At 45.1% G+C, this 25,908-nt stretch carries 25 protein-coding genes; 13 read left to right on the plus strand and 12 right to left on the minus strand.

Features of this window, described 5'->3' with window-relative positions; translation table 11 throughout:
- Nucleotides 1–77: 77 nt before the first annotated feature.
- The 4 genes from NIES593_RS02630 to NIES593_RS02645 all read left to right on the plus strand — a co-directional run bounded on the left by NIES593_RS02630 (nt 78) and on the right by NIES593_RS02645 (nt 4,537).
- On the plus strand, nt 78–1,832 hold the full coding sequence (locus NIES593_RS02630) for a hypothetical protein (RefSeq protein ID WP_083602310.1): 1,755 nt from the start codon (nt 78–80) through the stop codon (nt 1,830–1,832).
- Between the two features lie 397 nt (nt 1,833–2,229).
- Nucleotides 2,230–3,105, plus strand: a complete 876-nt coding sequence (locus tag NIES593_RS02635; RefSeq protein ID WP_083602312.1) for an alpha/beta hydrolase — start codon at nt 2,230–2,232, stop codon at nt 3,103–3,105.
- Between the two features lie 135 nt (nt 3,106–3,240).
- A complete protein-coding gene (locus NIES593_RS02640; RefSeq protein ID WP_073598111.1) occupies nt 3,241–3,918 on the plus strand; it encodes a HEAT repeat domain-containing protein in 678 nt (225 codons plus the stop codon).
- A gap of 88 nt (nt 3,919–4,006) precedes the next feature.
- Nucleotides 4,007–4,537 (plus strand): phycobiliprotein lyase, encoded by a 531-nt coding sequence (locus NIES593_RS02645; RefSeq protein WP_073598112.1) that lies wholly within the window; start codon nt 4,007–4,009, stop codon nt 4,535–4,537.
- Nucleotides 4,538–4,558: 21 nt separating this feature from the next.
- On the opposite strand, the gene NIES593_RS02650 is transcribed toward NIES593_RS02645, so the two are convergent.
- On the minus strand, nt 4,559–6,181 hold the full coding sequence (locus tag NIES593_RS02650; RefSeq protein WP_073598113.1) for a serine/threonine-protein kinase: 1,623 nt from the start codon (nt 6,179–6,181) through the stop codon (nt 4,559–4,561).
- 425 nt (nt 6,182–6,606) lie between these two features.
- Between NIES593_RS02650 and def the strand changes: the two genes are divergently transcribed.
- Both def and NIES593_RS02660 read left to right on the plus strand, forming a co-directional pair.
- Nucleotides 6,607–7,173 (plus strand): peptide deformylase, encoded by a 567-nt coding sequence (def, locus tag NIES593_RS02655; protein ID WP_073598114.1) that lies wholly within the window; start codon nt 6,607–6,609, stop codon nt 7,171–7,173.
- Nucleotides 7,174–7,184: 11 nt separating this feature from the next.
- Complete coding sequence (locus NIES593_RS02660) at nt 7,185–7,382, plus strand: hypothetical protein (protein ID WP_073598115.1); 198 nt, start codon at nt 7,185–7,187, stop codon at nt 7,380–7,382.
- A 143-nt stretch (nt 7,383–7,525) separates the two neighbouring features.
- Here the strand turns inward: NIES593_RS02660 and pruA are convergent, their stop codons facing one another.
- The gene (gene pruA, locus NIES593_RS02665) at nt 7,526–10,504 is read right to left on the minus strand and encodes an L-glutamate gamma-semialdehyde dehydrogenase (RefSeq protein ID WP_073598116.1); all 2,979 of its coding nucleotides are present in this window, start codon (nt 10,502–10,504) and stop codon (nt 7,526–7,528) included.
- A 295-nt stretch (nt 10,505–10,799) separates the two neighbouring features.
- Here pruA and NIES593_RS25080 point away from each other — a divergent pair, with 295 nt between their 5' ends.
- Nucleotides 10,800–10,931 carry a hypothetical protein gene (locus tag NIES593_RS25080; protein WP_281250698.1) on the plus strand — a complete coding sequence of 44 codons (132 nt, stop codon included), beginning with the start codon at nt 10,800–10,802 and terminating at the stop codon, nt 10,929–10,931.
- 216 nt (nt 10,932–11,147) lie between these two features.
- Here the strand turns inward: NIES593_RS25080 and argF are convergent, their stop codons facing one another.
- On the minus strand, nt 11,148–12,074 hold the full coding sequence (argF, locus tag NIES593_RS02670) for an ornithine carbamoyltransferase (RefSeq protein WP_073598117.1): 927 nt from the start codon (nt 12,072–12,074) through the stop codon (nt 11,148–11,150).
- 321 nt (nt 12,075–12,395) lie between these two features.
- On the opposite strand from argF, the gene NIES593_RS02675 reads away from it, so the two are divergent.
- Nucleotides 12,396–13,517, plus strand: coding sequence for a site-2 protease family protein (locus tag NIES593_RS02675; protein ID WP_073598118.1), 1,122 nt, complete (start codon nt 12,396–12,398; stop codon nt 13,515–13,517).
- A gap of 51 nt (nt 13,518–13,568) precedes the next feature.
- Here the strand turns inward: NIES593_RS02675 and NIES593_RS02680 are convergent, their stop codons facing one another.
- Entirely contained in the window at nt 13,569–14,348 is a 780-nt protein-coding gene (locus NIES593_RS02680) for an MBL fold metallo-hydrolase (RefSeq protein WP_073598119.1), read from the minus strand.
- Between the two features lie 170 nt (nt 14,349–14,518).
- Here NIES593_RS02680 and NIES593_RS02685 point away from each other — a divergent pair, with 170 nt between their 5' ends.
- Nucleotides 14,519–14,728 carry a hypothetical protein gene (locus tag NIES593_RS02685; protein WP_073598120.1) on the plus strand — a complete coding sequence of 70 codons (210 nt, stop codon included), beginning with the start codon at nt 14,519–14,521 and terminating at the stop codon, nt 14,726–14,728.
- 47 nt (nt 14,729–14,775) lie between these two features.
- Nucleotides 14,776–15,729 carry an NAD(P)-dependent alcohol dehydrogenase gene (locus NIES593_RS02690; protein ID WP_073598340.1) on the plus strand — a complete coding sequence of 318 codons (954 nt, stop codon included), beginning with the start codon at nt 14,776–14,778 and terminating at the stop codon, nt 15,727–15,729.
- Nucleotides 15,730–15,737: 8 nt separating this feature from the next.
- Here the strand turns inward: NIES593_RS02690 and NIES593_RS02695 are convergent, their stop codons facing one another.
- Both NIES593_RS02695 and NIES593_RS02700 read right to left on the minus strand, forming a co-directional pair.
- The gene (locus NIES593_RS02695; protein ID WP_073598121.1) at nt 15,738–16,403 is read right to left on the minus strand and encodes a DUF4335 domain-containing protein; all 666 of its coding nucleotides are present in this window, start codon (nt 16,401–16,403) and stop codon (nt 15,738–15,740) included.
- The gene (locus NIES593_RS02700) at nt 16,400–17,029 is read right to left on the minus strand and encodes a DUF3038 domain-containing protein (RefSeq protein WP_175561016.1); all 630 of its coding nucleotides are present in this window, start codon (nt 17,027–17,029) and stop codon (nt 16,400–16,402) included. Before NIES593_RS02700 ends, NIES593_RS02695 begins: the two co-directional genes overlap by 4 nt.
- A gap of 67 nt (nt 17,030–17,096) precedes the next feature.
- Between NIES593_RS02700 and NIES593_RS02705 the strand changes: the two genes are divergently transcribed.
- The 3 genes from NIES593_RS02705 to NIES593_RS02715 all read left to right on the plus strand — a co-directional run bounded on the left by NIES593_RS02705 (nt 17,097) and on the right by NIES593_RS02715 (nt 19,081).
- Nucleotides 17,097–17,615: an adenine phosphoribosyltransferase gene (locus NIES593_RS02705; RefSeq protein WP_015144273.1), complete on the plus strand. Its 519-nt coding sequence runs from the start codon at nt 17,097–17,099 to the stop codon at nt 17,613–17,615.
- An 85-nt stretch (nt 17,616–17,700) separates the two neighbouring features.
- Nucleotides 17,701–18,759: an ABC transporter permease gene (locus tag NIES593_RS02710; protein WP_073598123.1), complete on the plus strand. Its 1,059-nt coding sequence runs from the start codon at nt 17,701–17,703 to the stop codon at nt 18,757–18,759.
- Nucleotides 18,760–18,787: 28 nt separating this feature from the next.
- Complete coding sequence (locus tag NIES593_RS02715) at nt 18,788–19,081, plus strand: hypothetical protein (protein WP_073598124.1); 294 nt, start codon at nt 18,788–18,790, stop codon at nt 19,079–19,081.
- Nucleotides 19,082–19,213: 132 nt separating this feature from the next.
- Here NIES593_RS02715 and NIES593_RS02720 read toward each other — a convergent pair whose 3' ends face one another.
- The 6 genes from NIES593_RS02720 to NIES593_RS02745 form a co-directional block, all read right to left on the minus strand.
- Entirely contained in the window at nt 19,214–20,638 is a 1,425-nt protein-coding gene (locus NIES593_RS02720) for a Ni/Fe hydrogenase subunit alpha (protein WP_073598125.1), read from the minus strand.
- Nucleotides 20,639–20,705: 67 nt separating this feature from the next.
- On the minus strand, nt 20,706–21,254 hold the full coding sequence (locus NIES593_RS02725) for an NADH-quinone oxidoreductase subunit B family protein (RefSeq protein WP_073598126.1): 549 nt from the start codon (nt 21,252–21,254) through the stop codon (nt 20,706–20,708).
- Nucleotides 21,255–21,303: 49 nt separating this feature from the next.
- Complete coding sequence (gene hoxU / locus NIES593_RS02730; RefSeq protein ID WP_073598127.1) at nt 21,304–22,020, minus strand: bidirectional hydrogenase complex protein HoxU; 717 nt, start codon at nt 22,018–22,020, stop codon at nt 21,304–21,306.
- 137 nt (nt 22,021–22,157) lie between these two features.
- Nucleotides 22,158–23,777, minus strand: a complete 1,620-nt coding sequence (gene nuoF / locus NIES593_RS02735) for an NADH-quinone oxidoreductase subunit NuoF (protein ID WP_073598128.1) — start codon at nt 23,775–23,777, stop codon at nt 22,158–22,160.
- Nucleotides 23,778–23,825: 48 nt separating this feature from the next.
- On the minus strand, nt 23,826–24,374 hold the full coding sequence (gene hoxE, locus NIES593_RS02740; RefSeq protein WP_175561017.1) for a bidirectional hydrogenase complex protein HoxE: 549 nt from the start codon (nt 24,372–24,374) through the stop codon (nt 23,826–23,828).
- Between the two features lie 237 nt (nt 24,375–24,611).
- Nucleotides 24,612–25,265 carry a phosphoenolpyruvate carboxykinase (ATP) gene (locus tag NIES593_RS02745; protein WP_217651792.1) on the minus strand — a complete coding sequence of 218 codons (654 nt, stop codon included), beginning with the start codon at nt 25,263–25,265 and terminating at the stop codon, nt 24,612–24,614.
- Nucleotides 25,266–25,908 lie beyond the last annotated feature (643 nt).

Below are 25,908 nucleotides of genomic sequence, written 5' to 3' on the forward strand. Positions count from 1 at the left end.
GATTTATATAAGCTTAAAACGGATAGATGATACAGTAATTTGTCAAATCTCTCTAAATTTTTCCTCGACGAACTCAAATGTCCTCGATTACTTCTCTAAAACAACTATGGGTGCCGATCAAGTCTTCAAAATTATTCAGCCATCCCAATACTTTGTTTTGGTTTAGTTTAAGTCTTAGCGTTAACCTATATTTCGGACTCGTATCCATAGGTCATGGATTCAGTCAAGATTACATCATTCAGGATGATGTTCGACAACATGTCGTCTGGTTGCAAAGATTTGTCGATCCTCAACTGTTTCCTAACGATCTCATTGCTGACTACTTTCAGACTCTTGCTCCAGTTGGCTATAAATTTTTCTATTGGAGCATGGCAAAGCTTGGGATCGAGTCAATCTTACTCGCTAAAATCTTACCGCTAGTTTTAGGATCGATCGCAACTGTCTATCTTTTCTTTTTCTCTCTTAAAATCTTTCCCATTCCTAGCGGTGCTTTTCTAATTAGCCTACTTTTTAATCAAGTCATCTGGAATAATGACGATCTAATTTCAGCTACGCCTAGAGCGTTTGTCTATCCATTTTTTGCAGCTTTCTTATACTACTTAGTTCAGCGATCGCTAATTCCAGTTTTAATTTCTATTGCTCTACAAGGTTTATTTTATCCACAATTATTATTAGTAGAAGTTACCATTCTCACAGTACGATTATTTCGCTGGCAAAGAGGATTGCCTCAGCTTTCTCAAGATCGAAAGGATTATTTTTTTTTGCTCTCTGGATTAGGAGTTGCTTTTGTCGTTTTGCTCCCTTTTATTCTAGATCGCTCGGAATTTTCAACGGTTGTCACTTTGGCGCAAATGAAAGCCATGCCTGAATTTGGATTTAGGGGAAGAAATCAATATTTTGGAGTCAATCCAATTTGGTTTATTTTTATGGGTTCTAGCGGCATAAAAATCCCCTTATTTCCCTCGATTGTCTGGTTTGCTTTTGCCTTGCCATTTTGGCATAAGTCACAACTCTCGCTAGCCAAGTTTGTCACAGAAGATGCGAAGATTCTCTGGCAAATTGTTATTGCTTCTTTGGGAATGTTTTTTCTAGCTCATTTGTTGCTGCCACAACTCCATCTCCCTAGTCGCTATACCCATCACAGCATTCGATTTGTGATGCCAATAGCAGCAGGGATTGTCTTACTCGTTCTTTTAGAATCTGGATGGCGTTGGCTATCTAAGAAAAAGTTAACCCAAGCAAAATTTACCAGCAAAGAATCATTTTTATTAGGACTGATTGCCTTGTTTGCCGCAATAGTAATAATCGTTCCGGCAATTCCTTCTGGAGTTCTATTTTTATTTCAAACCTGGGTGGTTGGAGATGCACCAGCAGTCTATGAATTTTTATCCAAGCAGCCTAAAGATACCTTAGTTGCTTCGATAGCACAAGAGTCCGATAATATCCCTGCTTTTTCCCAGCGATCGATCTTGGCGAGTAGAGAATTTGCTCTCGCCTATCATCCAGCTTATTACAATCGAATCGAGCAAAGAACGATTGATACGATTCGTGCCCAATATAGCTCTGATTTATCGGTGACTAAAAGCATTATTAAAAAATATGGTATTGACTTTTTGCTGATAGAACGCAATTCTTTTGAGCCAGATTATCTTTTCAAACAAGAATGGCTGATCCGGAGTTCCTTTAGAGATAGTGTATTTGCAACAATTAATCGACTAGAGAAAGGAGAAAAGCCAGCCTTGGAAAAATTGAGCGATCACTGTTCTGTTGTCTCAACAGAAAAATTCATTTTATTAGAGGCAGCTTGTATTACAAAAGTAGAAGAAAATTAGTTGAACTAATTAGATTAAATAACCATGAAATTGATAGTAGGATCGGATTTAGTTAGCACCTTGCGGCTAGGATAATAACTTAATTAATTGCAAAACTTGTCCCCTGGAAATATTGTGGTAGTGCGAGCATCTTGCTCGCGCACGAGCGAGACGTGAGGTGCTACGCATCCGCTGAGAGCCTCCGGCTCCGCTACGCGAATGCGAACACATTAGGCTATATGAAATAGAGTTGTTGCGAAATAGCTTTTTCTGAAAATTCGAGCCTTATCTGATAAGATAAGGGTTTCAGCAACGCACCTATTTAATTCGCAACAAGTCTAATAATTATGTTTACCTACTTATCTTATAAAAAGTATGAAGTAACGCAATTAAGAAAGACACTCCTAGTTTGACAACCGTGAGTAAAATTACTGATTTAGCTTTGGTCAAAGGAATTTTAGTTATAGGAGGAATCTTAGTAACTGTCTACATCGGAGTCTGCTTGTTTTTAAAATTCTGGCAGACACGAATGATTTTTTTTCCGCCTGCCGCGATCGCAACAACGCCAGCAGACGTCAATCTCAACTATGAGGAAGTTTGGTTGCCCGTCTCAACAGGGAAAATACATGGTTGGTGGATACGATCCCCAAAAGCCGAAGCTCCCGTCTTGCTCTATTTTCATGGTAACGGAAGCAACATCGGCGATAACGTCCATCGCGCTTCTCGCTTTCACCAGTTAGGACTGTCCGTATTGCTTATTGACTATCGCGGTTATGGCAAAAGTTCGGGACCATTTCCCAATGAGTCCCTTGTTTACGAAGATGCAGAAGCAGCCTGGACTTATTTAACTCAACAACGAAGGATTGCGCCCAAAAATATTTTTCTTTACGGTCATTCATTAGGTGGCGCGATCGCCATTGAAATGGCGGTACGACATCCCGACATCGCGGGCATCATCGTAGAAGGGGCTTTCACATCCGTAAGAGCAATGGTAGACGAGGTTAGCTTATATCGGCTTTTCCCCGTAGATTTGATTCTGACTCAGCGATTCGATTCTCTTGCCAAAGTGCGATCGCTGCAAATGCCAATCCTCTTCATTCACGGGACTGCTGACGAGATAATCCCTGTCAAAATGAGCCAGGAACTCTACCAGGCTGCACCGGAACCCAAACAACTGCTGTTAGTGCCTCATGCAGGACACAACGATACGGCTGAACTAGGAGGGATGCAGTATCTTCAAACAATTCGGGAATTTATCGAGCAAACGCGCAAGAGAAACCCATCCCTAAGATAGGATGCAAGGTTTTCCGGGGAGAGGAGACGATGAAGTCCTGGATTCATAGTGAAAACCAATCACTGACACTCGCACTCTCCCTATTGATAGCGATATAGTTAGTAACATCGGTGTAGCTGGACAAAAAATAAATTGATGAATCAGCCGAGTTTAGAACAAATCGCCGTCCAACTCGAAAGTCCCAATTCTCGCGATCGCCTGTTGGCACTCGCCTCGTTGCGACAATTCCCAGCCGCAGATGCAGTCCCTTTGATCAAAAAAGTTCTCTACGACGAAATCTTGCCAGTGCGTTCCATGGCAGTCTTTGCCTTGGGAGTCAAGCAGACGGAAGAATGCTATGAGATTTTGGTGAAGCTTCTAGAGACCGATCCCGACTACGGCATTCGAGCCGATGCGGCAGGCGCTTTGGGCTATTTAGAAGACGGACGCGCCTTTGAACCGCTAGTGCGTGCCTTTTACGAAGATACGGAATGGTTAGTGCGTTTTAGTGCGGCGGTTTCCTTGGGAAATCTCAAAGATATTCGCGCTAAGGAAGTTTTACTAAAAGCGCTAGAAAGTGAGGAAGCCGTCTTACAACAGGCCGCGATCGCGGCTTTGGGAGAAATTGAAGCAGTAGATACCGTCGATCGCCTTCTTCAGTTTGCTCCTTCAGAGGATTGGCTGATTCGCCAGCGTCTGGCGGAAGCTTTGGGCAACCTCAAAACGGAAAAAAGCATTTCTGCGCTCAAATTTTTAGCCAAAGATCCCCATCCTCAAGTCAGTCAAGCGGCGACCCTATCCCTAGAGCGACTCGAAGAAGGGTCAACGGAATAATAAAGGATAACAACAGCGGTAGAATTGATAAAGTCAATTCTGACGATTCATTGAGTCAACTGATAAGAACAGCGTTTGCGAATCATTCATGGAAATTGAGGAATTTCTCGAACTGTGTGCGGGTAAATGGTTTTCTCAGCGCACGAGTTATCATTTAAATGAAACAAAAGTTGAAAATCACAAAGCAGACCTGACTGTAGAAAGACTATCCCAAGATCGACCGGAAATAATAACTCTTTGTCAGCAACATAAAATTGACCCCAGCCATACCTTGGGAGGAACGAAAACGTTGTGGGATAACTCGGTAGATTGGGGAAAACCCAAGCAAAGCGGTTCTTCAGTCACGATCCTAGTTCCCGATCGCGATAATTCTCAAACTGGCAAACTTTTGTTTGCGACAGGAATGCCTCTGACAACGATAAGCTTGGGTAGCTTTGTCTTGGGCAATGACCAAGCTTTGACTTTAATGATTGAAAAAGACAAAACGTATTTAGAAGAACGCCTCTGGTTTGCCAGTCCCAATTTACGGTTGAGAACTAGCTTGGTGAAAAATGCTCATGGCTTCAGTCGAACCGCTTTTTATTCAGAAATTCGCAAAATTCCCCCTAAATCGACATAATTATATCGATCGCCGAGAAGTTTACCAAAATCCTTTTCTTCCCGTTGGCATAATAGTCGAGCGATTCGTTTTTGCATAAACGAGTTGCTCCTCGGTTACTTTGGCATTAGTAAGATTTGCCCCGCATAAGTTTGCCCCTTTCAAATTGGCATAAGTCAGATGGGCAAAACTCAGATCGGCTCCTCGCAAATCGGCACCTTCGAGATCGGCATAACTTAAATAAGCCCGACTCAAATTCGCATTTCGCAAATCGGCGTGAGTTAAATTGGCATGACCAAAATCCGCGTTCGCCAAATTTGCCCTTTGAAAATTGGCTTGGTTCAACTGGGATTGATGAAAAATCGCACCGGGCAAGCTAGCTCTGCTTAAATTCAAGTTATTCAGCTCTTGCTGAGCAAAATCTCGCCTGCCATTTTTATAACCCTCTACAATGCTGTTAGCATCTAATTTAGGTACGGGTTTCTTAGGGGCTGGTGATTTTGATGGACTAGTCAATCGATTTTTGTCGATGGCATAATTGCTAGACATTTGATAGTTGAGAGCGGCAGAGAAATTCGAGCCAGCCGTAGCTTTATTAGGGACATTAGGGGCAGGTGGATTGGCACTCGTCCGAGTAGCGCGATCGATGCGAGTGCGATTGCCCGTTCCTATTTTTGAGATGGGTGTAGTGGACAGAATAGCAGAATTGCCCGTTCCTTTCTCTAAATTGGGTGCATTAATCATGCTCTGCGCCAAACTTTCGCTATAGGGAACCAGTTCGAGCGCTTGTAGCACTTCGTTAGCAGTTTTATAGCGGTGACGAACAGACACCTCCAGCATTGTTTTCAATACCTTAGCAAACGACTCGCTTACCGTTACCCATCTTTCCCAGGTAATTTCTCCGGTAGTCGGATCGGTGCCTAAATCTTTAGGAGATTTGCCAATGAGTAAATAAAGACAAGTCACGCCAACCGCATAAATGTCGCTGGCAAAAACGGGACGCATTGCCATCTGTTCTGGCGGGGCAAAACCTGCCGTTCCTACTGCAAATGCCGTGAAAGCCGTCTGAGTAGACGCACTGTTAGCCACTGAATTGACTTGATTAGTCACTGCCCCAAAATCGATCAAGACGAGTTGGCGATCTTCTTCGCGGCGAATGATGTTAGCGGGTTTAATATCCCGATGAATCACTCGTTGGGTATGGATATATTGTAGGATGGGTAGGACTTCGCTCAAAAACTGTCTAACTCCTACCTCGCTGAAGGGACCGTTCTTTTTGACTTCTTGATGAAGGTTGTGTCCCTTAACGTATTCTTGGACTAAATAAAACTGCTGCCTGTCTTCAAAATAGTCTAGCAATCTGGGAACCTGCGGGTGATTGCCAATTCTGCCCAAGGTTTCCGCTTCTCGCTCGAAAAGCTCCTTTGCCATTTTGAATAAGGCGGGGTCGTCAGTCGAGGGGCGCAGTTGTTTGACGACGCACCAGGGTTTGCCGGGAAGCGAGAGATCGACTGCGACAAAGGTTGCTCCAAATCCCCCTTTGCCTAAGATCCCTAAAACTCGGTAACGTCCGCGTAAGATCAGACTAGAGCCACAAGCTTGACAAACTTCAGCATTTTTGGGGTTTTTCGGTTGAGAACAAGAGGGATTTACACAGTAGCTCATTCTGGATCGCCGTTATCGCATCGAGTGCCGAATTTCAGTCGTTGCTTGCAACTGACAAGGTTAAGATACTCTCTCTTTATCAAGAGTTCCCCGAAATTTACTTAAACTAACAATTCAAACGTCAAAATTATCATTTGACGCATTTGGCGAACTCAGTCAAGTCACTGCCAATGACTTGCTAAGGGTTGTCGAGTTTTTGCAATAAATAATCTTATTTTATTACATCGAGTGTTTTTTCTCGATGCTTTTGCCCAATTCATGAAAATCTAAATCGATCGTTCACCAGTTTTTAGCCACAGATAGCCATTTTTGTCAATGCTAAACCTTGCGATCGCTAATCCCCAAAACCGGAAGCGCCAATCCCTGTTAATATTAGTTAAAATTGAAAAAAGTATAGCCATAACTATTGCTCGATAGGTCAGTCCATGACTTCAGGAATCGCTGTAGAGAAAAAAAAGTTAGAAAAACCCCCTTTAAAAATTCATTATTTGGGCGATCGCGTCCTGCGCCAGCCCGCCAAGCGCATTGCTAAGGTAGACGACAGCGTGCGGCAACTCGCCAAAGAAATGCTGCAAACCATGTATAGCTCTAACGGGGTCGGTTTGGCAGCTCCTCAAGTCGGCATCCACAAACAATTAATCGTCATCGACTGCGAACCAGATAATCCCGCCAATCCCCCTCTAGTTTTAATTAACCCGCAAATCACTAGCTATGGAAGCGAATTGTGCGACTTTGAAGAAGGGTGTTTGAGCATTCCCGGCGTGTATATGGATGTCACTCGTCCAGAAACGGTTGAAGTCTCGTTTAAGGACGAACAGGGACGACCTCGCAAGCTTAAAGCATCGGGATTCCTCGCTCGCGTCATCCAACACGAAATGGATCACCTCGAAGGGGTTCTGTTTGTCGATCGCGTTGAAAATAGTTTAGCACTGACAGAAGAATTGAAGAAGAAAGGCTTTTCGCTTGGGGCGGTTAAGTCTATTTCGCACTAGGAGTAATAACAGTGACACCGAAAAGCGGCGTATTTTTATTGGGTTCTTGTATTGCAGCGATCGCTGGAGTGGGTTCGGTCTTTGAACTGTCCTCAGGAACGCCAGAACTAGGAAATGTCGCGACTGGAATTATTCTAGCGGCGAGCATTCCTTTAACCGGATTGTTCTTTTGGGTGGCTGTTCGAGACACGAGAGCTAATCTGAAATAAAAGTTACCGAAAAGCGTTGTTGAATGCCCCTATCTTTTCAGCCGGGGAGAGGGCGCTTAAAGTGCCGGATTTACCTCGGCACCTAGTCCCTCAGAAAAACGAGCAAGCGTTCAGTTCGTTACCCACTTATTATTCGGTTCAACTTATTCCGCTCCCTCAATTGGCGCAAATCCCTGACGTTGGATATTCTCGGTGATATGGCGAGGTTCGAGGAATTGCAGTAAGTAATCGGGTCCTCCGGCTTTAGAACCGACTCCAGAGAGTTTAAACCCGCCAAAGGGCTGTCTGGCAACGATCGCGCCCGTAATCGTTCGGTTGATATATAAGTTGCCGACTTCAAATTCCTCGCCAGCCCGTTTAATATGGTCGGGAGTGCGAGAATATAGACCACCTGTGAGGGCGTAATCGGTTCCGTTAGCAACCTTTAATGCCTCATTGAAATCTTTTACCCGTATTAGTGCGACTACGGGCCCAAAAATCTCTTCTTGGGCAATAATTGCCGTGGGAGAAACATGGGTAAAGATCGTGGGACCGACGAAATAGCCGTTTTCGGGGGAATCCATTTCTAGGACAACTTCGGCTTCCTGTTTGCCTTTGGCAATGTAGTCCCGAATGCGATCGCGTGCAGTTGCGTCGATAACCGGACCGACTTGCGTACTGGGTAAATCTGCCGCACCGATATTGAGCGATCGCGTGGCTTCAACAAACCGTTCCACAAAGGCATCGTATACGGAATCGAGAACGATAACCCGCGAACAAGCCGAACATTTTTGCCCGCTATAGCCAAACGCCGATTGCACCACGCCAGCTACTGCTTGGTCGAGATCGGCACTTTCATCGACGATAATGGCGTTTTTTCCGCCCATCTCGGCTATGACTCGTTTGAGATGTTTTTGTCCGGGTTGCAGTATAGATGCGTCGGCATAGATACGACAGCCTACCTCCCGCGATCCTGTAAAGGCGATTAAATGAATGTCGGGATGCTTCACCATGTAAGCGCCTACTTGAGAACCTTTGCCAGGGACAAATTGAAACACTCCTTTAGGAATTCCTGCTTCTACGAGGATTTCGGCTATTTTGGCAGCAATGACGGAGGAAGTTTCGGCGGGTTTGAGTAAGGTACAATTGCCAGCGACTAATGCAGCTACCGTCATTCCCGTAGCAATGGCGATGGGGAAATTCCAAGGAGAAATGACCACGGCAACGCCTCGCGGTTGATAGCGGTAGCGATTGGTTTCTCCGGCAACGTCAAAATTATGCCCGCCATCCAACCGTTCCATTTCTTTGGCATAGTAGCGGCAGAAATCGATCGCTTCCGAGACTTCCGCATCGGCTTGTTGCAAGACTTTTCCCACTTCTAGGCAGATCCAAGCGCTCAATTCGTGGCGGCGTTGTTCCATTATTTGAGCAGCTTTGCGCAAAATTCCTGCCCGCACTTTAACAGGAGTCTTTTTCCAGGCGGGGAAAGCAGCTTTTGCCGCCTCTATCGCTCTTTCGGCTTGTTCGACAGAAATTAAGCCAATTTTGCCGACAATCTCGCTAGGATTCGACGGATTGACCGAATCGATCGCTGTCTCAGTTTGGACATATTCCCCATTAATCAAAGGTAAATAGGTTTTCCCCAAGGAATTGCGAACTTTAACTAAAGCTTGTTTGGCTGCCTCGCGCAATTCGGCGTTAGCATAATCCGTATCGGGCGCACCAGGGAAAGTCTCTCTGTCTCCTCGTCTCCTTGTCTCCCCGTCTCTAACGACGGGTGGGGCGATCAACTCCTCGACGGGGCGTTCTTCCAGACTTTGTTTGAGGAAAGAACTGTTTGCCGTATTCTCCAGCAGGCGGCGAATTAAGTATGCCATGCCAGGAAGAAGTTTTCCGTAGGGTGCATAGACTCGTACTCGATGACCGCGTTTGATTAAAGCTTGTGCCAAGCGATCGCCCATTCCATAGAGGACTTGCATCTCGAAGCGGCGGCGAGGAATGTTGAGAGTTTCGGCAATGGCACAGGCTAATGCCTGCGATCGCACGTTATGGCTGCCGATCGCCGCATACAAATATTCGTGATTTTCCAGCAATAACTGGGTTAAACGCTCAAAATTTGCATCAGTAGCCGCTTTCTCGTTATATACTGGCTGCTGCCAATGACGCTGGAGGGATTTAATCGTTTCTTGATCCCAGTATGCCCCTTTGACCAAGCGAACCGTTACCGGATTGCCCCGTTTTTTTGCCCATTCGATGACATCTTTTAAATCTCGTTCCGAGTCGCGTAAATAGGCTTGGATGGTAATTCCGATATCGGTACGGGTGCGAAACTCCTCTTCGAGTAACAATTCTTTGAGGATAGCGAAGGTCAAATCTTTGTAGACATATTGTTCCATGTCGAAGTGAACCGCTACTCCTAATTCCTTAGCGCGACGGAGAAGGATGCGAATGCGATCGCAGACTTTTTCCTGACTTCCCTGTGGATCGATCGGATCGAATTGGGAGTAAAAAGCTGTTAATTTCACCGAAACTTGAACTTTTGGGAGCGGTTCTCCATCTGCTTCGTCAATTTCTGGCACTTTCGACCATCTTTGCGCTTCCTGGGCTAGCTGTTCCATCAAATCCAGATAGCCTTGCAGATAGGCTTTCGCTTCTGCCTCTGTAATGACGGCTTCTCCGAGTAAGTCGATGGTAAATGCCATCTTTTCTCTACGCAGGCGATCGATAGTCTTAATAACCTGTGGAACAGTCTCCCCAGCAATATACTTAAAGGCTAGTGCTTCTACTGCTTTGCTAATCGTTGCAGCTGCTAATTGAGCCGGAGCAGAATTGGGATCGGTAAAATTGAGTATGCTTTTCAGTGCCGACGGAAGTTCTACCGATTCTTCTCCTAAGTACTGTTGCATGTGGCGGGCGATTTCGGCATTGCTGCGCAAAGCCGGCAAACAGTCGATGAAGCGAAATAATTGAACCCGCAAGCCAGGATTGCTCATTGCCCAGTCGAGAAGTTTATCGTCCCAGCGCATTTGGTCGCGTACCTGTGCCCAGAGAGAACGCCTCTCCCGCGTCGATGCTAAAAGCTGTCTGGCGATCTCTTGAGTTTTCGCTTCATAAGCTTGATTAGAATTTACTTGGATAACCACAGTTAATTAACTCCAATTCGAGCGAGGCTTTTTAGTAAGACTGACTAGGTTATTAGAATGCTCGATCTTTGATGTTTTAATCTAATAAGCTCAAATATATTAATTCTAGCATTTGGAGCTATCGAAAAATTGACAATTTTAAATGGACAATTCCTAAGAAATTATATTTATTTACGGGATTGACTTTATTATTAGTGCCGTTCGTTAATTAAAGTAAATTTTTTTCATAAGAAATTTTATTGTCAATAACAATTTATTCTATTTTGATTAAAGTTATATCATTTTTCATTCATTAATGACAGAGATAGTCGATCGCCCTCACCCCAAAACCCTCTCGCTATTTGGGAGAGGGGTGAAGAATGTCGATCGCGAAACTATGAAAATTGGTATTAGAAATAGAACCAGAATAAGCGTTCTAATCGAGTAGTGAGTGCAAAAGAGCTGTTACTCTTTTGGGCGCTTCGCGTCTTGAAAAGCAATAGTTGTGAGCTTCGTATTGCTATAGAAGAACAATTAAAATTAAAGCGATCGCGTTTCTCGTCCTAAATCTAAAAAAATCTGCCTGAAGTCTCTTCGCCCCCTGTGGGAGAAGGGATTTCAGGGGTGCATCGCGATTCGTCCTTGCCAATAATTCCAAATAGTATTATTCAATTCCCAACAAACTAACTAACAAAGCTTTTTGGACGTGCATGCGGTTTTCTGCCTCATCCCATACTCGCGATTGCTTGCCTTCAATGACAGCTTCAGTAATTTCCTCTCCTCGATGAGCAGGCAAACAGTGCAGTACGATCGCATCCGAATCCGCATGAGCGAGAATTTCTTCGTTGACTTGGTAAGGTTGAAACATGGGAATTCTCGACTCAGCTGAAGCTTCTTGTCCCATACTTGCCCAAACGTCAGTATAGACCACTTGCGATCCTTTTACTGCCTCAACAGGGTCTTCAGTAATGATAATTTCCGCCCCGTCTACTGCCAATTGCCTTGCCTTTTCTACAATAGCGGGTTCTGGTTGATGTGCCTCTGGGGTAGCTACGCGAATTTTCATGCCCATTAAGGCACCGCCGAGAATGAAGGAATGAGCGACATTATTGCCATCGCCGAGAAAAGTGGCGGTAACGCCCGAAACCTTACCAAAACACTCTTGAATCGTCAATAAATCCGCCAAAATTTGACAGGGATGCTCTAGATCGCTCAAGGCGTTGATAATAGGAATCTGGGCATAGCGAGCAAACTCTTCCAAATCGGTTTGCTTGAAGGTTCGCACTGCCAAAATATCGATATAGCGATCTAAAACCCTTGCCGTGTCTGAGATGGGTTCGCCCCTGCCGACTTGAGTGACGTTGGGATTGAGATCGATGACTTGACCACCAAGTTGGTGCATGGCAACGGTAAAAGACACGCGAGTGCGAGTAGAAGCTTTGTAAAATAATAATCCTAAGATTTTGTTACAAACAGGCGATCGCTTTCCACTTTTCAAATCGGCGGCGAGTTGCAACAAATCTTTAATTTCTGCCGCGCTCAAGTCTGCTATACCTAAAATATCTCTGCTTTTTAAGTCTTTAATCCCCATCTCTTTTCTCTCAACCCTTTTTCTTGGCAATAGAGTAGTAGAAACTCTTAATTATACAAGCATTAAATCTCGATTCGAGAGAACTGCTCGAAATAATTAAGCTTGGATTTACAATCTTGCCTTTTAATCTTTTTAAATTAAATCAATAACTTTCTTCTCCTACCTAACCGAACTTTTTTGGACGGTTTTTACTAAAATAGCTAAGATTAATTGCTTTTAACACTTCGTTACAATTGAAACAGAAGCTAATAACTAATTCAGCCGTCTTCGGAATTCATCCTGCGGGCGGGTTTAAAATTCAAAAGTTTCAGAGGTTATCTCATGAATGGCAACATTCGCGTCGGCAATTTATTTGGGATTCCTTTTTATGTGAATCCTTCCTGGTTTTTTGTCCTAGGCTTAGTAACTTTGAGTTACGGGGGACAACTAACATCATTTCCTCAACTCACAGGAATAACGCCCTGGATTCTGGGATTTGTTGCCGCACTGTTATTATTTGCTTCTGTGGTATTCCACGAACTAGGACATAGTTTCGTTGCGATCGCTCAAGGAATTAAAGTTAGATCGATTACTTTATTTCTCTTTGGCGGATTGGCAACCTTAGAGAAGGAATCGAATAGTCCCCTGCAAGCATTCTTAGTCGCGATCGCGGGACCAGTTGTTAGTTTACTGCTGTTCGGTCTATTTACAGTTATTGGCAATAACTTATCTTTGCCATCTCCTGTAGAAGCGATCGTTTACTTACTCGCTTCAATTAATTTAATCTTGGGATTATTTAACCTAATTCCTGGCTTACCCCTAGATGGAGGCAACGTTCTTAAAGCGATCGTTTGGCAGATTACAGGAAACCCTAATCAAGGTATTATCTTTGCCAGTAGAGTCGGTCAATTCTTTGGTTGGCTAGCTGTAATTTTAGGCGGACTATCTATCTTAGGACTGAGCCAATTTGGTAGTTTTTGGACGCTATTAATTGGTTTATTTCTATTACAAAATGCTGGTTTCTCCGCTCAATCGGCTAGAATTCAAGAAACTTTAAGTCAATACACGGCTCAAGATGCTGTCATTCCTAATAGTCCAACTGTTCCTGCTATCTTAACACTGCGGGACTTTGCCAATGATTATGTCATTGGACAGAACCAGTGGAAAAAGTTTTTAGTGACTAACGAAGCCGGACAATTATTAGGAGAAATTGCCGTCGATGACCTGAAAAAAGTTCCAACTTCTAAATGGACAGAAGTTCGAGTTAGCAAACTCATTCAACCATCACAAGCCATGGAAATGATTAGCGCCGATCGCTCTCTATTAGAAGTCGTTAAACTACTAGAACAAAAAAATCTACAACAGCTAACGGTTGTCGGTGAAAATGGCGTTGTTGTTGGACTTTTGGAGAAAACATCAATTGTTAATTTCCTGCAACAACAAGCCCAAGCTAAAGCAGCTTGACGAACTGGGTGGTAGTGGGTTGCGTTTCGCAAACCCCAACCCACCCAACGATCAGAGGCTAACAGCTCTTTTTTCTAACTCTACTTCAAATGCTTCGCCCGGTTTTGGTTCGATCGCCCGCGTCGAGAGGTGATTTTTGGCAAGCAAAGCACGAAATGTTTCGACGCTTCCTTCAGCACGAAGCACGGACATCAGCAATCCTTCAAAGGTTATGTCACCTCCTGCTGCTGTTGGCACGATGACTTGAGGTTGCAACCATTTACATACTTCCAAGGCACTCTGTTGTCCCTTAATGACCGAACCTAGAAGCGGGATTTTTAGATCGATAATCGGGGTAATAACGACATCGACAGGTGCATTCGCTTTAAGAGCAGGAGAATGATAGCCGTGAGGTTCGTAATAGATTGTTTGACCGTTTTCTAGATCTTTTAGCAAATAGCCATTTTCAACTAACTGCGGTCCGATAGGAGAACCGGGAACGGCTTTGATTTCTATTTGGTGAGCCAAGGTAAAAGTTTCTCCGTGGGCTAAAGCCGTTACCTGTAGGTATCCTAGCTCTCGAACTACCCTAGCTGCATTGGGAGAAGCAACGACGGGAATATTGCGATCGAGTTGTTTGAGTGTCGGAGGGTGAGCGTGGTCTTCTAATCCTTGGGACAGTAGAATCAAATCGATCTTTTCGGGAATGGGACGAGAAGCGTTTTTTTCCCCTTTGAACAGCCACGAGAGATTGCCAAAGACTAGAGAACCAACTAACCAGGGGTCGAGGAGGATGCGTTTTCCTGCCAGTTCGATCAGCCAAGAATTACTGTCAAGCCAAGTTAACTTCATAATCTTCGCCTGTAAATGTCTACATTTATTCTAAAGATTGAGCGGAAATCTTTTTCTCTAAGCAATCGAGAAAAAATAAGTATAAATGCTTACAGAAGCTAGCTAGCTATTTGTCAAAATGTAAAAAACTCTTAAGACATGGTTGTAAGATTGAATATAAGGAGATTTTTATGGGCGATCGCACTCCAGGTCAAATGACTTGGAAACCTGACGGCGCAACCGATGCGGGAATGCTACATCTACGGCACGATCCCTCAGAAAAATGGCGTCCCTATACGGAGTTTCCCGAATATCTCGTTCCCGATCCGCCCAAATTCGAGTTTTCGGCAGGCTACGCCACTTTTTTAGCGCTGCTCAAGAAACAATGGCAACTTGTATAGAAAAGCCCCCAGGAAAACTTGAGGGAGCGATCGCAACAGGTGAAAGTATGAAAGCAATCATCATTAATCGGTACGGTTCTGCTAATGTCCTACAATACGCAGATGTCGAAAAGCCTTCTCTAAAAAGCGATCGACTGCTAATCAAAATTTATGCCAGCAGCGTCAATCCCATCGATTGGAAAATCAGACAGGGTATGCTTCAATTCCTGACAGGCTATAAATTTCCATTAATTTTAGGGTTTGACGTTTCGGGAGAAGTGGTAGAAGTTGGCGATCGAGTGACTAAATTCAAGCCCGGAGATGCAGTCTATGCCTATCTCAGTTCTATTCCTGGCGGGGCTTATGCTGAATATGTAGCCGTCGCAGAACAGTTTGTTTGCCTCAAACCAAATAACATGACTCACGAACAAGCGGCTGCCGTTCCCCTTGCTGCTACAACTGCCCTACAAGCCCTGCGAGATGCAGGAGAGATAAAAAGAGGTCAAAAAGTTCTCATTAACGGTGCATCGGGCGGTGTAGGGACATTTGCGGTGCAAATTGCTAAAGCATGGGAAACAGAAGTCACGGCAGTTTGCAGCACAAAAAACGTGGAATTGGTAAAAAGCTTAGGCGCAGATCGAGTCATTGATTACACGCAACAAGACTTTACGAAAGAAACTGAAAAATACGACATTATTTTTGATGTTGTGAGCAAACGCTCTTTTTCTGAATGTAAAAATAATTTACTTTCTCAAGGGATTTATATCGCTCTTTTGCCAAGCCCTGACGTTCTTGTGAATAGTTTTTTGACTTCTTTAATTCCAGGAAAAAAAGCAAAATTATTTTTTGCCAAAGCAAGTGGCAAGGACTTGGCTGAATTAAAAAAATTAATTGAAGCCGATAAAATTCGCTCTGTTATCGATCGCACTTATCCCTTATCAGAAATAGCTGAGGCTCATCGCTATAGTGAAAGCGGTCGCGCAGTTGGCAAGATTGTCATTACTTTAGAAAGCAATCACTAATAGCCGAACTATGGCGTTGGAGGATTACCAGGAGGAGACGGCTGAGAATTCGGAGTCGTTTGTGTCGGACTTGCTTGGGGTTTGGGTTCGGGTTTGCGAACTTCGGGAATGGGGAGCAAGAAAGCGATAAACCCAGTCAACGCTAAACCCACGACTCCCAATGTGGCAGGAATGGCTCTTTGTGCGATAGGTTCGTCGGGTTTGCGGTAGCGACGAGATACGGGTTTTAACTCGATCGAGATATCGGGTAAGGTACGAGTGTCGGCAACAAATTGATCGACGGCTTCTACGAGATCGAATAACTGCACTGTCGTTAATTCAATTTCGACGGGTTGTTCGTTGGCATCTTCTGCAGGTTGCCAGGTGAGGCGATGCAGATTGGTTCCTTCAATTTTCTCTAAATGAATGCGATCGCCATTTTCCTGAGAGTCCTGGGGGTGGCGAACTCCGCTGAGACACTCCTGGGCATAGGCACTGACCGCTTTGACTAAATTTTCCAAAAACGTCCGTCCGCCGTGCAGCTTTTTGTTAATGCCAACAAACTGACATTCTGCATTGACCAAAATGGATAGCATTGGTCGTGCATCTGTTGCGTCGGCAGGTGCTGCCTCGTTGCTCAATCCTTCTAAAATTAATGTACAGTTAGGCAAACTATACTGTCGTCGAATGGTCATGCTACCTCTCCGTCAAACAAACTAATCCAAAATCGCTGCATGCCCATCGTACCCGTAAAAAATATTAGCTGATGAAGTAGGGATAGGGCGAGTTCGTTCAATTCGTCTTCCCAACCAAGATAAACGGCTACCTTCGCGCGACGGGGATTCATGCGACTGCGAAAGTGCGAACGAAACTGTTCTAGATACTCCGATAAGAGAAAATGGTTATCTAGGGGCAATCCTTTATCTCGCATTTGTTGTTCGGCAAGCAGTAGGTTGCGGATGGGAACGATGAGTTGTTTGGCTCGATAGCTAGCGATAATGACAAGTGCTTTTGCTTGCTCCAAGGTAAGGCTATTGCGCAGGTAAGAACGCCGCCAAGGATTCGTGCAACGCAAGCGCCACAGGACGATCCGATTTTTAATAATCCCCTGAAGATCTAACTGTTTAGCCGTTGCTAAAAACTGCTCTGACGCTCCTAATTCCAAAGCTTCGATCGCCAAGAGGAGCAGGTCAATTTTTTGCTGAATGCGAATAGCAGATTGCTGCCCTATGATAGGAAAGTCGGGCAGAATATTTAAAATGTGCGGTTTGGCATCAACAGGAGAATTAGAATCGGACATTATAGTTGTAGAAGGACTCATCCTAGAATAGCTTATTGGGAAAATTGTATTTTAGTCATTAGCGATTAATTCGTGAATTAGTGAAATTATGGATCTCAAATCTCTCATTCGAGATATTCCTGACTTTCCGAAGCCGGGAATTACTTTTCGCGATATTACGACCCTGCTTAGCAATCCGGAGGGGTTGCGCTACGCGATCGATACATTAACTCAGAAGTGCAAAGACGCTGGTTTGGTTCCCGATTACATCGTCGGCATGGAATCTCGCGGTTTTATCTTTGGAACGCCGCTAGCCTATACCCTCAATGCTGGATTCGTTCCAGTCCGCAAACCGGGAAAGCTTCCAGCAGCGGTTCATGCCGTTGAATACGAGCTAGAGTATGGAACCGATCGCTTGGAAATCCATCAAGATGCTATAGACGGTCGAAGTCGAGTGCTGATCGTTGACGATCTCATTGCCACTGGCGGAACGGCTAAAGCAACAGCCGATTTACTAGAACAAATTGGCTGTCAAGTCTTGGGATTTAGTTTTATCATCGAGTTAACCGAATTAGAAGGGCGCAAAAAATTGCCAGATGTTCCTATTATTACGTTAGTTCAATATTAGTAATTAGTAGTTAGTGGTTAGCGGTTAGTATGGTAGCGCCAAATAAGCAACAAACTAACCAATAACCAATACCAGAATAATTTTTATGGCTTCTACTAAAGTTTCTTCATTCAAAAATGGATTTAATCATGGATTGTTGAGATTGCGATCGCAATTAACTAGCGAAACCTCGTGCTATGTTTTCAAAAGATTATTGCAGGGACTTTTGACCTTATTTTTAGCTTCTGTTCTCAGTTTTGCGATTATGCAACTCGCCCCTGGCAATTTTCTTGAAACCTTGCAGCTCAATCCGAAAATTTCCCAAGAAACTATTGAGGAATACAAAAGACAGTTTGGTTTAGATAAGCCAGCGATCGTTCAATATTGGCTATGGCTGTTTCGGGTTTTTACGGGCAACTTTGGCACGAGCTTTGTCTATCTTCGCCCCGTATCTTCTCTTCTTCTAGAACGCATTCCAGCTACTTTGTTGCTCGCAATAGCATCGATTATCGTGACTTGGATGGTTGCTATTCCCCTAGGAATTATTGGTGCTGTCAAACAAAACAGTTGGGTAGATAAAATTTTACGAGTAATTAGCTATTTAGGTCAGGGCTTTCCCAGCTTTATCACAGCTTTGTTATTTTTAATTTTGGCACAAAATCTTTCTCCTTTGTTGCCCGTTGGGGATATGACCAGCCTTTACCACGCCGAGCTAACCCCTTTTGGCAAAGTCGTCGATATCGCTTGGCACATGCTTCTGCCAACGCTTGCCCTCAGCATCACTAGCTTTGCAGGATTACAGCGTCTGATGCGAGGACAGTTGCTCGATGTCTTGCGACAGGATTATATTCAAACAGCACGCGCTAAAGGATTGCCAGAAAATCGAGTCATCTACGTTCATGCCTTACGTAATGCGATCAATCCCCTGATCACTTTACTCGGATTTGAATTTGCTAGTTTGCTAAGCGGCGCATTTATTGCAGAATTTTTCTTTAATTGGCCCGGTTTAGGACGTTTAATATTACAAGCCGTAACGGCAAGAGATCCCTATTTAGTTATGGGCAGTTTGATGATGGGCGCAGCCATGCTAATCATTGGCAATTTGTTAGCTGACTTATTACTAAAAGCAGTCGATCCTCGAATTAAATTAGAAGACCTGAAATAAGCTCTAATGACCAATCCAAAATCCCAATATGTTATCTCAAACTCACTACCTGATTCGCTCTAGAATTGACGGTCAATATCTTGTAGCTCGTTTGAGAGCAGGCGAGAGTCCTACTGAGGCTAACTATTTATTATTGTTTAAAGAACATTACGACGCGCTCAGTTATCTTAACACTCACGCTGCGGGCGTTAGCGATCGCTTTTCAGTAGAATCAATCCCGGCTACCCAGTTAAAAAGCATCATGCAGCGTTGGGGTTTTAAAGGACTCGGACTCGTTCAAGATCCCCTCGAACCCCAGATTCAGTTTTTAGTTTACGAGTAATCGATAGAATTCTTACATCGTTCGCTTTCTAACGTACACTCCAACAAAAGTTGCATCGTCGCCAATTTGTCGATCGTGATTTTTTCTCCTCTTTATTGTTAGTTAGTAGTTTTTTCTACTAACTACTAACTCTTAATCTCGATAAACTTCTTTTAATACCCTTCCATCAGATCCAATCAATTGAATCTGTAACGGCATTTGACCTACTGCGTGGGTAGAACAACTCAAACAAGGATCGAAGGCACGAATTCCCGCTTCGACTCGATTGAGCATCCCTTCAGGAATTTCTGTGCCATGGATGTAATGCTTAGCAATTTGAGTTACGGTTTTGTTCATTGCCAGGTTGTTTTGTCCGGTGGCAATAATCAGGTTGACTTTTTTAATCAAACCGTTCTCGTCGATTTGATAATGGTGGAACAGCGTTCCTCTGGGCGCTTCGCTAACACCAATACCTTCGAGTTGGTTAATTCCAGCTGTAGCACGGGTGCGATTGGAAGTAATATCGGGATCGTCGATGAGTTGAGAAATTCGTTCCAAACAGCCCAAGATTTCAACTAGGCGGGCATAGTGATATAAGAATGAGGAAGTGGCAACGCCGCCAGCGCGATCGCGATACTCTATCAATTCCTTATCCGCTTCTGGCGTACCGAAATGGGAGCAAACGTTGAGTCGTGCCAAAGGACCAACTCGATAGATGCCGTCGGGATAACCTAATGGCTTGTAGTAGGGGAATTTCAGATACGACCAGTTTTCCACGGCTTCCCCTAAAAAGTCTTTATAGTCATCTTCGCTAAGACCATCGGCGACGATATTCCCTTCGCTGTCGGTAAAGCGCAGATGACCGCCATAGTGATCCCATTCGCCGTTTTTGCCGACCAATCCCATATACAGGGAAGGGAATTTGCCAAATGCTTCGACTTCGGTCACAAAGCGATCGAGTAGGTTTTTAAACAAATCGAGTGCCATCCTGATGGTAGTAAAGGACTCCGGCAAGCGATCGCGTATCCATTCCCGTCCTTCTTGTGAAAGGGGAGTACGCACCCCGCCAGGAACCGCCCAAGCGGCATGAATTTTCCTCGCCCCCAACAACTCGATTACCGTCTGTCCGAACTGGCGCAAGCGAATCCCTGCCCTTGCCAACTCCGGATCGGAGCCAATTAAACCAAATATATTACGTTTTGCCGGATCGCTATCCCATCCCAGCAGAAAATCGGGACTGCTGAGATGGAAAAAAGAAAGGGCATGAGATTGGGTAATTTGTCCCAAATTCATCAATCGCCGCAGCTTTTCTCCAGCAGGGGGAACTTTAACCGCCAGCAGTTTATCGCCTGTTTTTGCCGAAGCGAGTAAGTGACTCACCGGACAGATGCCGCAAATGCGGGCAGTAATGCCAGCCATTTCGGGGAAAGGTCTTCCCTCGCAGAATTTCTCAAATCCCCGATATTCAACGACATGAAAGCGGGCATCGTCTACTTCGCCTGCATCGTTTAAGTAGATAGAAATCTTCGCGTGACCTTCTATGCGCGTGACTGGATCGATGACTACTGTTTTAGACATGATTTCCTCCAGAGTTAGTTGTTAGTTGTTATTAGTTATTGGGAAATGTCCTACCAACTACTAACCATTAACCAAACTTAATCATTTCTCGTCCCTCCATTTTGGGTTTTTCTCCTCGCAATAAGGGTTCGATGGTTGCTTTGATGCGAGGGGCATCGGGCGGACATCCCGGCATAAAAATATCTACGGGGACGACTTCGTGAACGGGTAAAACTTTATCTAACAATTCGGGAACGATTCCCGGTTCGTGGGGGAGTTGGGGCTTGAGGTCGGCTAGTTCTATGTAGCCTCTTTGAAGTACGGGATCGGCTCCCTTCAAGATATTGCGCATTGCTGGAACGTTAGCAGTAACGGCGCAATCGCCAAAGGAAACGAGGGTTTTTGTCCGCGCCCTAACTTTGCGAATCAGTTCCAAATTGTCTTCGTTTGCCACGCCTCCCTCAACTAAGCAAATATCCACGCCTTCGGGATATTCTTTGAGGTCGCAACCGACGGGACTGTAGACAACATCGACGTAGTTAGCGAGTTCGAGCAACCATTCATCCAAGTCGAGAAACGACATATGACAGCCCGAACACCCCGCTAGCCAAACTGTAGCAAATTTAATTTTAGTCATTGGTCATTTGTCCTTTGTTCTTGGTTGCTAGTTACTGATAAGTTAAGTATCATCGCGTCCATTCGTGTTTTTCTCTGGCATTGACCAGAAATTCGAGTTTGGCGCGATCGCGTTCTTTTTCTGCCGTGGTGGTTCCTTTGCGGAAGATTGCCCCCGTCGGACAAGCATCGACGCACTTGCCGCAAGAGGTACAAGCGCTTACCTCGCCCCAGGGCTGATTTAGCCCGGAAATAATGTAAGCAGCTGCACCGCGTTGTCCTACATCCCAAACGTGTGCCCCTTCGATTTCGTCGCAGACGCGAACGCAGCGGGTGCAGAGGATGCAACGGTTGTGGTCGATGCCAAACTGCGGGTGAGAGATGTCAACGCCGCGATTGGGAAAGCGATAGGGAAAGCGCGTATGATCCATTCCCACTTGAATAGCAACGTCCTGAAGTTCGCAATTGCCATTAGCGATACAAATAGAGCAAACGTGATTGCCTTCGGCAAAGAGCAATTCCACTGCCATGCGCCGATATTCTTGCAGTTTGGGGGTATTGGTACGCACTACCATCTCTTCTGCTACTTTCGTAACGCAAGATGGCAAGAGTTTATTGGTGCCTTCTATTTCTACCAGACACAACCGACAAGCCCCCACATCGGAAACCCCGTCTAAATGGCAAAGGGTAGGAATGGGAATGCCCGCCTCTTTTGCTGCTTCTAAAATGGTAGCTCCATCTTCTATAGCGACGGGTCGATCGTCGATGGTTAAGGTTCTGACCGCCATAAATGTTCTCCTTTTTTATTTGTCATTGTCGAGTCGCGCAACCCGCCCGGAAATTAATTTCCGGGCTAATAACCCAAGTCAGTTTAAACGGACTGAAAACTTCTGATTATCAGACAAGGAATTTATTCCTTGGCGGACTAATGACTTACTAATACTTTTCCGTTCGGACTTTCTTGACTCAGCAACGCTAAATACTCTTCCTTGAAATAGCGCAGCGTACTCAAGACTGGATTGGGGGCACTGATCCCCAAACCGCACAGACTGGTATCCCTGACCATGTAACAGAGGTCTTCTAGTTTTTCCAAATCGGCCATGGTTGCCTGTCCCTTGAGAATTTTGTCGAGGAGTTCGTATAGTTGTACCGTACCCGCCCGACAGGGAATGCACTTGCCACAGGATTCTTCTCGACAGAATTCCATATAAAATTGGGCGACTTCTACCATGCTGGTGCTTTTATCCATGACCACCATGCCGCCCGAACCCATCATCGAACCGACTTTGGTTAGGGAGTCGTAGTCTACAGGCGTATCGAGTAAGGAGGCGGGAATACAGCCGCCAGAAGGACCGCCCGTTTGCACGGCTTTGACTTCGCCATCGGGAACGCCGCCGCCCATGTCTTCGACGATTTCCCGCAGGGTAATCCCCATGGGGACTTCGATCAGACCGTTGTTGCGAATTTTCCCGGTGAGGGCAAAGATTTTGGTGCCTTTGCTTTTTTCGGTACCGATACTGGCATACCAGTCTGCCCCTTCTCGGATGATGGCGCTAATGTTAGCGAAGGTTTCGACGTTATTAATGAGAGTAGGACAGCCCCACAAACCGGATTCAGCGGGATAGGGCGGACGGGGAATTGGGTTGCCTCGCTTACCTTCTACAGATTGGATCAGGGCAGTTTCTTCGCCGCAGACAAACGCGCCCGCCCCGATGCGAATGTCGATCTTGAAATCAAAGGGAGAATCGAAGACTTGACTGCCGAGAATTCCGTATTTTCTGGCTTGCTGGATGGCTTTTTGCAGTCTTTGGATGGCGAGGGGATATTCGGCGCGAACGTAGATAAAGCCATGGTTGGCACCGACGGCATATCCTGCGATCGCCATTCCCTCTAATACCAAGTGGGGATCGCTTTCCAAGACGCTGCGATCCATAAAAGCACCAGGATCGCCTTCGTCTCCGTTGCAGATGACGTATTTTTGCTCCCCAGGCATTTTTGCTACGGTTGCCCACTTCAAGCCCGTAGGATAGCCGCCGCCGCCGCGCCCGCGCAGCCCGCTTTTACTAATTTCTTCTACCACTTGAGGGGGGGACATTTCGTAGAGCGCTTTGTAGAGAGATTGATAGCCTCCAACCGCTATATATTCTTCGATGCGTTCGGGATCGATCTTGCCGCTATGTTTCCTGACGATCCGCATTTGGCGGGCAAAAAAGGGATGTTGGAAGTCGCCTTTAACTGCTTTTCCCTCTCCCTCGTTGAGAGCGGCAACGATGCTAGAGGCATCTTCTGGGGTGACTTCTTCGTAGAGGGTGTCTTCTGGATCGATTTGCACCAAAGGTCCGCGGCCGCAAAATCCCATACAGCCTACACCGATGACTTCAACGCGATCGCTCAACCCCGTTTCTTCTACCGCATTTTCAAGATTCCGCTTCACTGTCAGGGAATTAGCGGCTTGACAACCCGTCGAAGTACAGCAATGTACTCGAATGCTTTTTTGTCTTTCCCGTTCTGCTTTGGCTACTTCTAATAGTTCGCTCAAATCCATAATTAATGTTCTCCTCTGATAGCGTCAGACAGTCGCGATCGCAAGAATTTAAGAAGCTTTAGACCGCCAAGCTTTGATTTTGTCGAGTACCATTTCTGGCTCTTGTTTCCCGGCAACAGCGCCATCAAACACGACTGCCGGAGCGATGCCGCATGCCCCAATACAGCGCGCTGCCATCAGAGAGACTTCTCCGTCTGGCGTGGTCTCGCCAATGCTAATGCCGAGTTCTTTCTCCAGTGCTGCCACGATCTTGCCGCTCCCTTTGACGTAGCAAGCCGTTCCCAGGCAGACGACGCAGCTATGAGCGCCGCTGGGTTTGAGCGAGAAGAGATGGTAAAAGGTTGCCACGCCATAAACGCGACTCAACGGCAATTTCAACTGTCGCGCCACGTACTCCAGCACCTCTGGTTCTAGGTAGCCAAAGGATTCCTGCGCCTTATGCAACACTTCAATTAAGGAATCCTGGCGATAATGGTGGCGCTTCATGGTGATGTCTAGCGCTTTTAAGCGTTTGTCTGCCTGTTTATCGCTCTTAGGATTGGCTTTTTTTTCACTTGACAATTCTTTAACTTTTTGTTCGGTCGTAACGGTTTGCATCGTTGTTAATCCCTTTTGCCTTTTTTATGGGTGCCAAGCTTTGCTCTCCCAGGAAGGACGGTTCGCGAACCGCCTCACTGCATTTATTGAACCTTCGGATTTGCTTGGACAATTTCTGGACTGGCGGTAGTAAACTTTTGGAAATTCTCGACAAACCTTTTAGCTAATTCTCGCGCTTGTTGCTCGTAAGCTTCTGGATCGTTCCAAGTATTTTAAGTATTTTTAGGATTGAGAATTTTACTGGGTACTTCCGGTACGGTTTCTGGGAGAGAAAAAACACTGACCAAAACATGCGGAGAAAGTCACTTGAGGTGTGGTAATTCCTCGCTCTGTTCCCGCTAGCTTGCTCGTGTAACCAGAGATGACAAACCCTTCGCTGCGGATGCCATCTTCTTCTGGGTCGCCTTGGAATCCCGGTACGGCAATAACGGTAAAATCTGCTTGATGCTCTGCTAGCTCGTCTGTCGTCGGTCGCAAGAACAGTTGATGAACAAAGAGGTTTTGGAAGGCAAATTCGTTGACGACGCGAACGCCAAACCGATACCTGGGATCGGCACCGACAAAATCATCAAAAATATAGAGATCGCGCCCCTGAACGTAGGCGAGAACTCGCCGATACAAGCGATCGAAAGTCTCTTCGTACAGGGGAACATTGAGGTTATTCCAGTGAATCTCGTCGCGAGTGCTGGGTTCGTCAACGATATATCTGTCCTGTGGCGATCGCCCGGTATATTTTCCCGTCTCGACAACGAAAGCGCCATTGCTGGCTAGCCGTCCTTCGCCACGCGCGAGGGCGTGTTGAATCAACTGCGCAACGGGGATATTGCGATAGACCCAACCCGGATTTTTGATACCCAGCGTCTCCAATCCGTAAGTTTCAGGATGATACAACTTATCAAAAGAAAAGAGTTCTTTGCTCGAAACATTGCTTCTATTCCGTTCTAGAAGATATTGAGTTAACCCTGAGTTGAGCAAACTCCGGTAATCGTTACTCTCTAAACTTTTAAGCTCGATCGTGACTTAACCTTGCCTAATGCAGCCTTAATTAAATTATTAAAAAAGCGTGACTTTTAGGTCTTCTTAAAAATTGGCAAGGTTCGGTTACAGTCTTGAAATACTTTGTTGTTTTTTCTATCAATTCAAGTCTAGATCGAATCTTTTATTCAAGTAAAAATTTTAAGAAAAAGGAAATAATCTGGAAAACAATTAGACGCGATCGTTAAAAGCTCGCGATATCTTTGACTTGTATTTGAGTACATTCTTCCCGAACCCGATTCAGCAATAAATCAGGTTTTTAGTACTGCGATCGCATCAATAACCATCAAGATCGATCGCATAATTTACAATTATAGCTGGGTTAGTATTAAATAAATCAGAAGGTATTGGTTTGATAGAAAGTAATATGTTGAGCCTGATTAAGATTGTTAATTTTATCTGCTAGCCTATAGCATATAACTTGCTTTTTTTTAGTATAACGTGCCGATTTTGTACTCAAACAAATGAATTCTGTAAATAAAATTGTCCTGGAATTTTC

Origin of the sequence: Hydrococcus rivularis NIES-593, from assembly GCF_001904635.1 — a bacterium.
Taxonomy (GTDB): domain Bacteria; phylum Cyanobacteriota; class Cyanobacteriia; order Cyanobacteriales; family Microcystaceae; genus Hydrococcus; species Hydrococcus rivularis.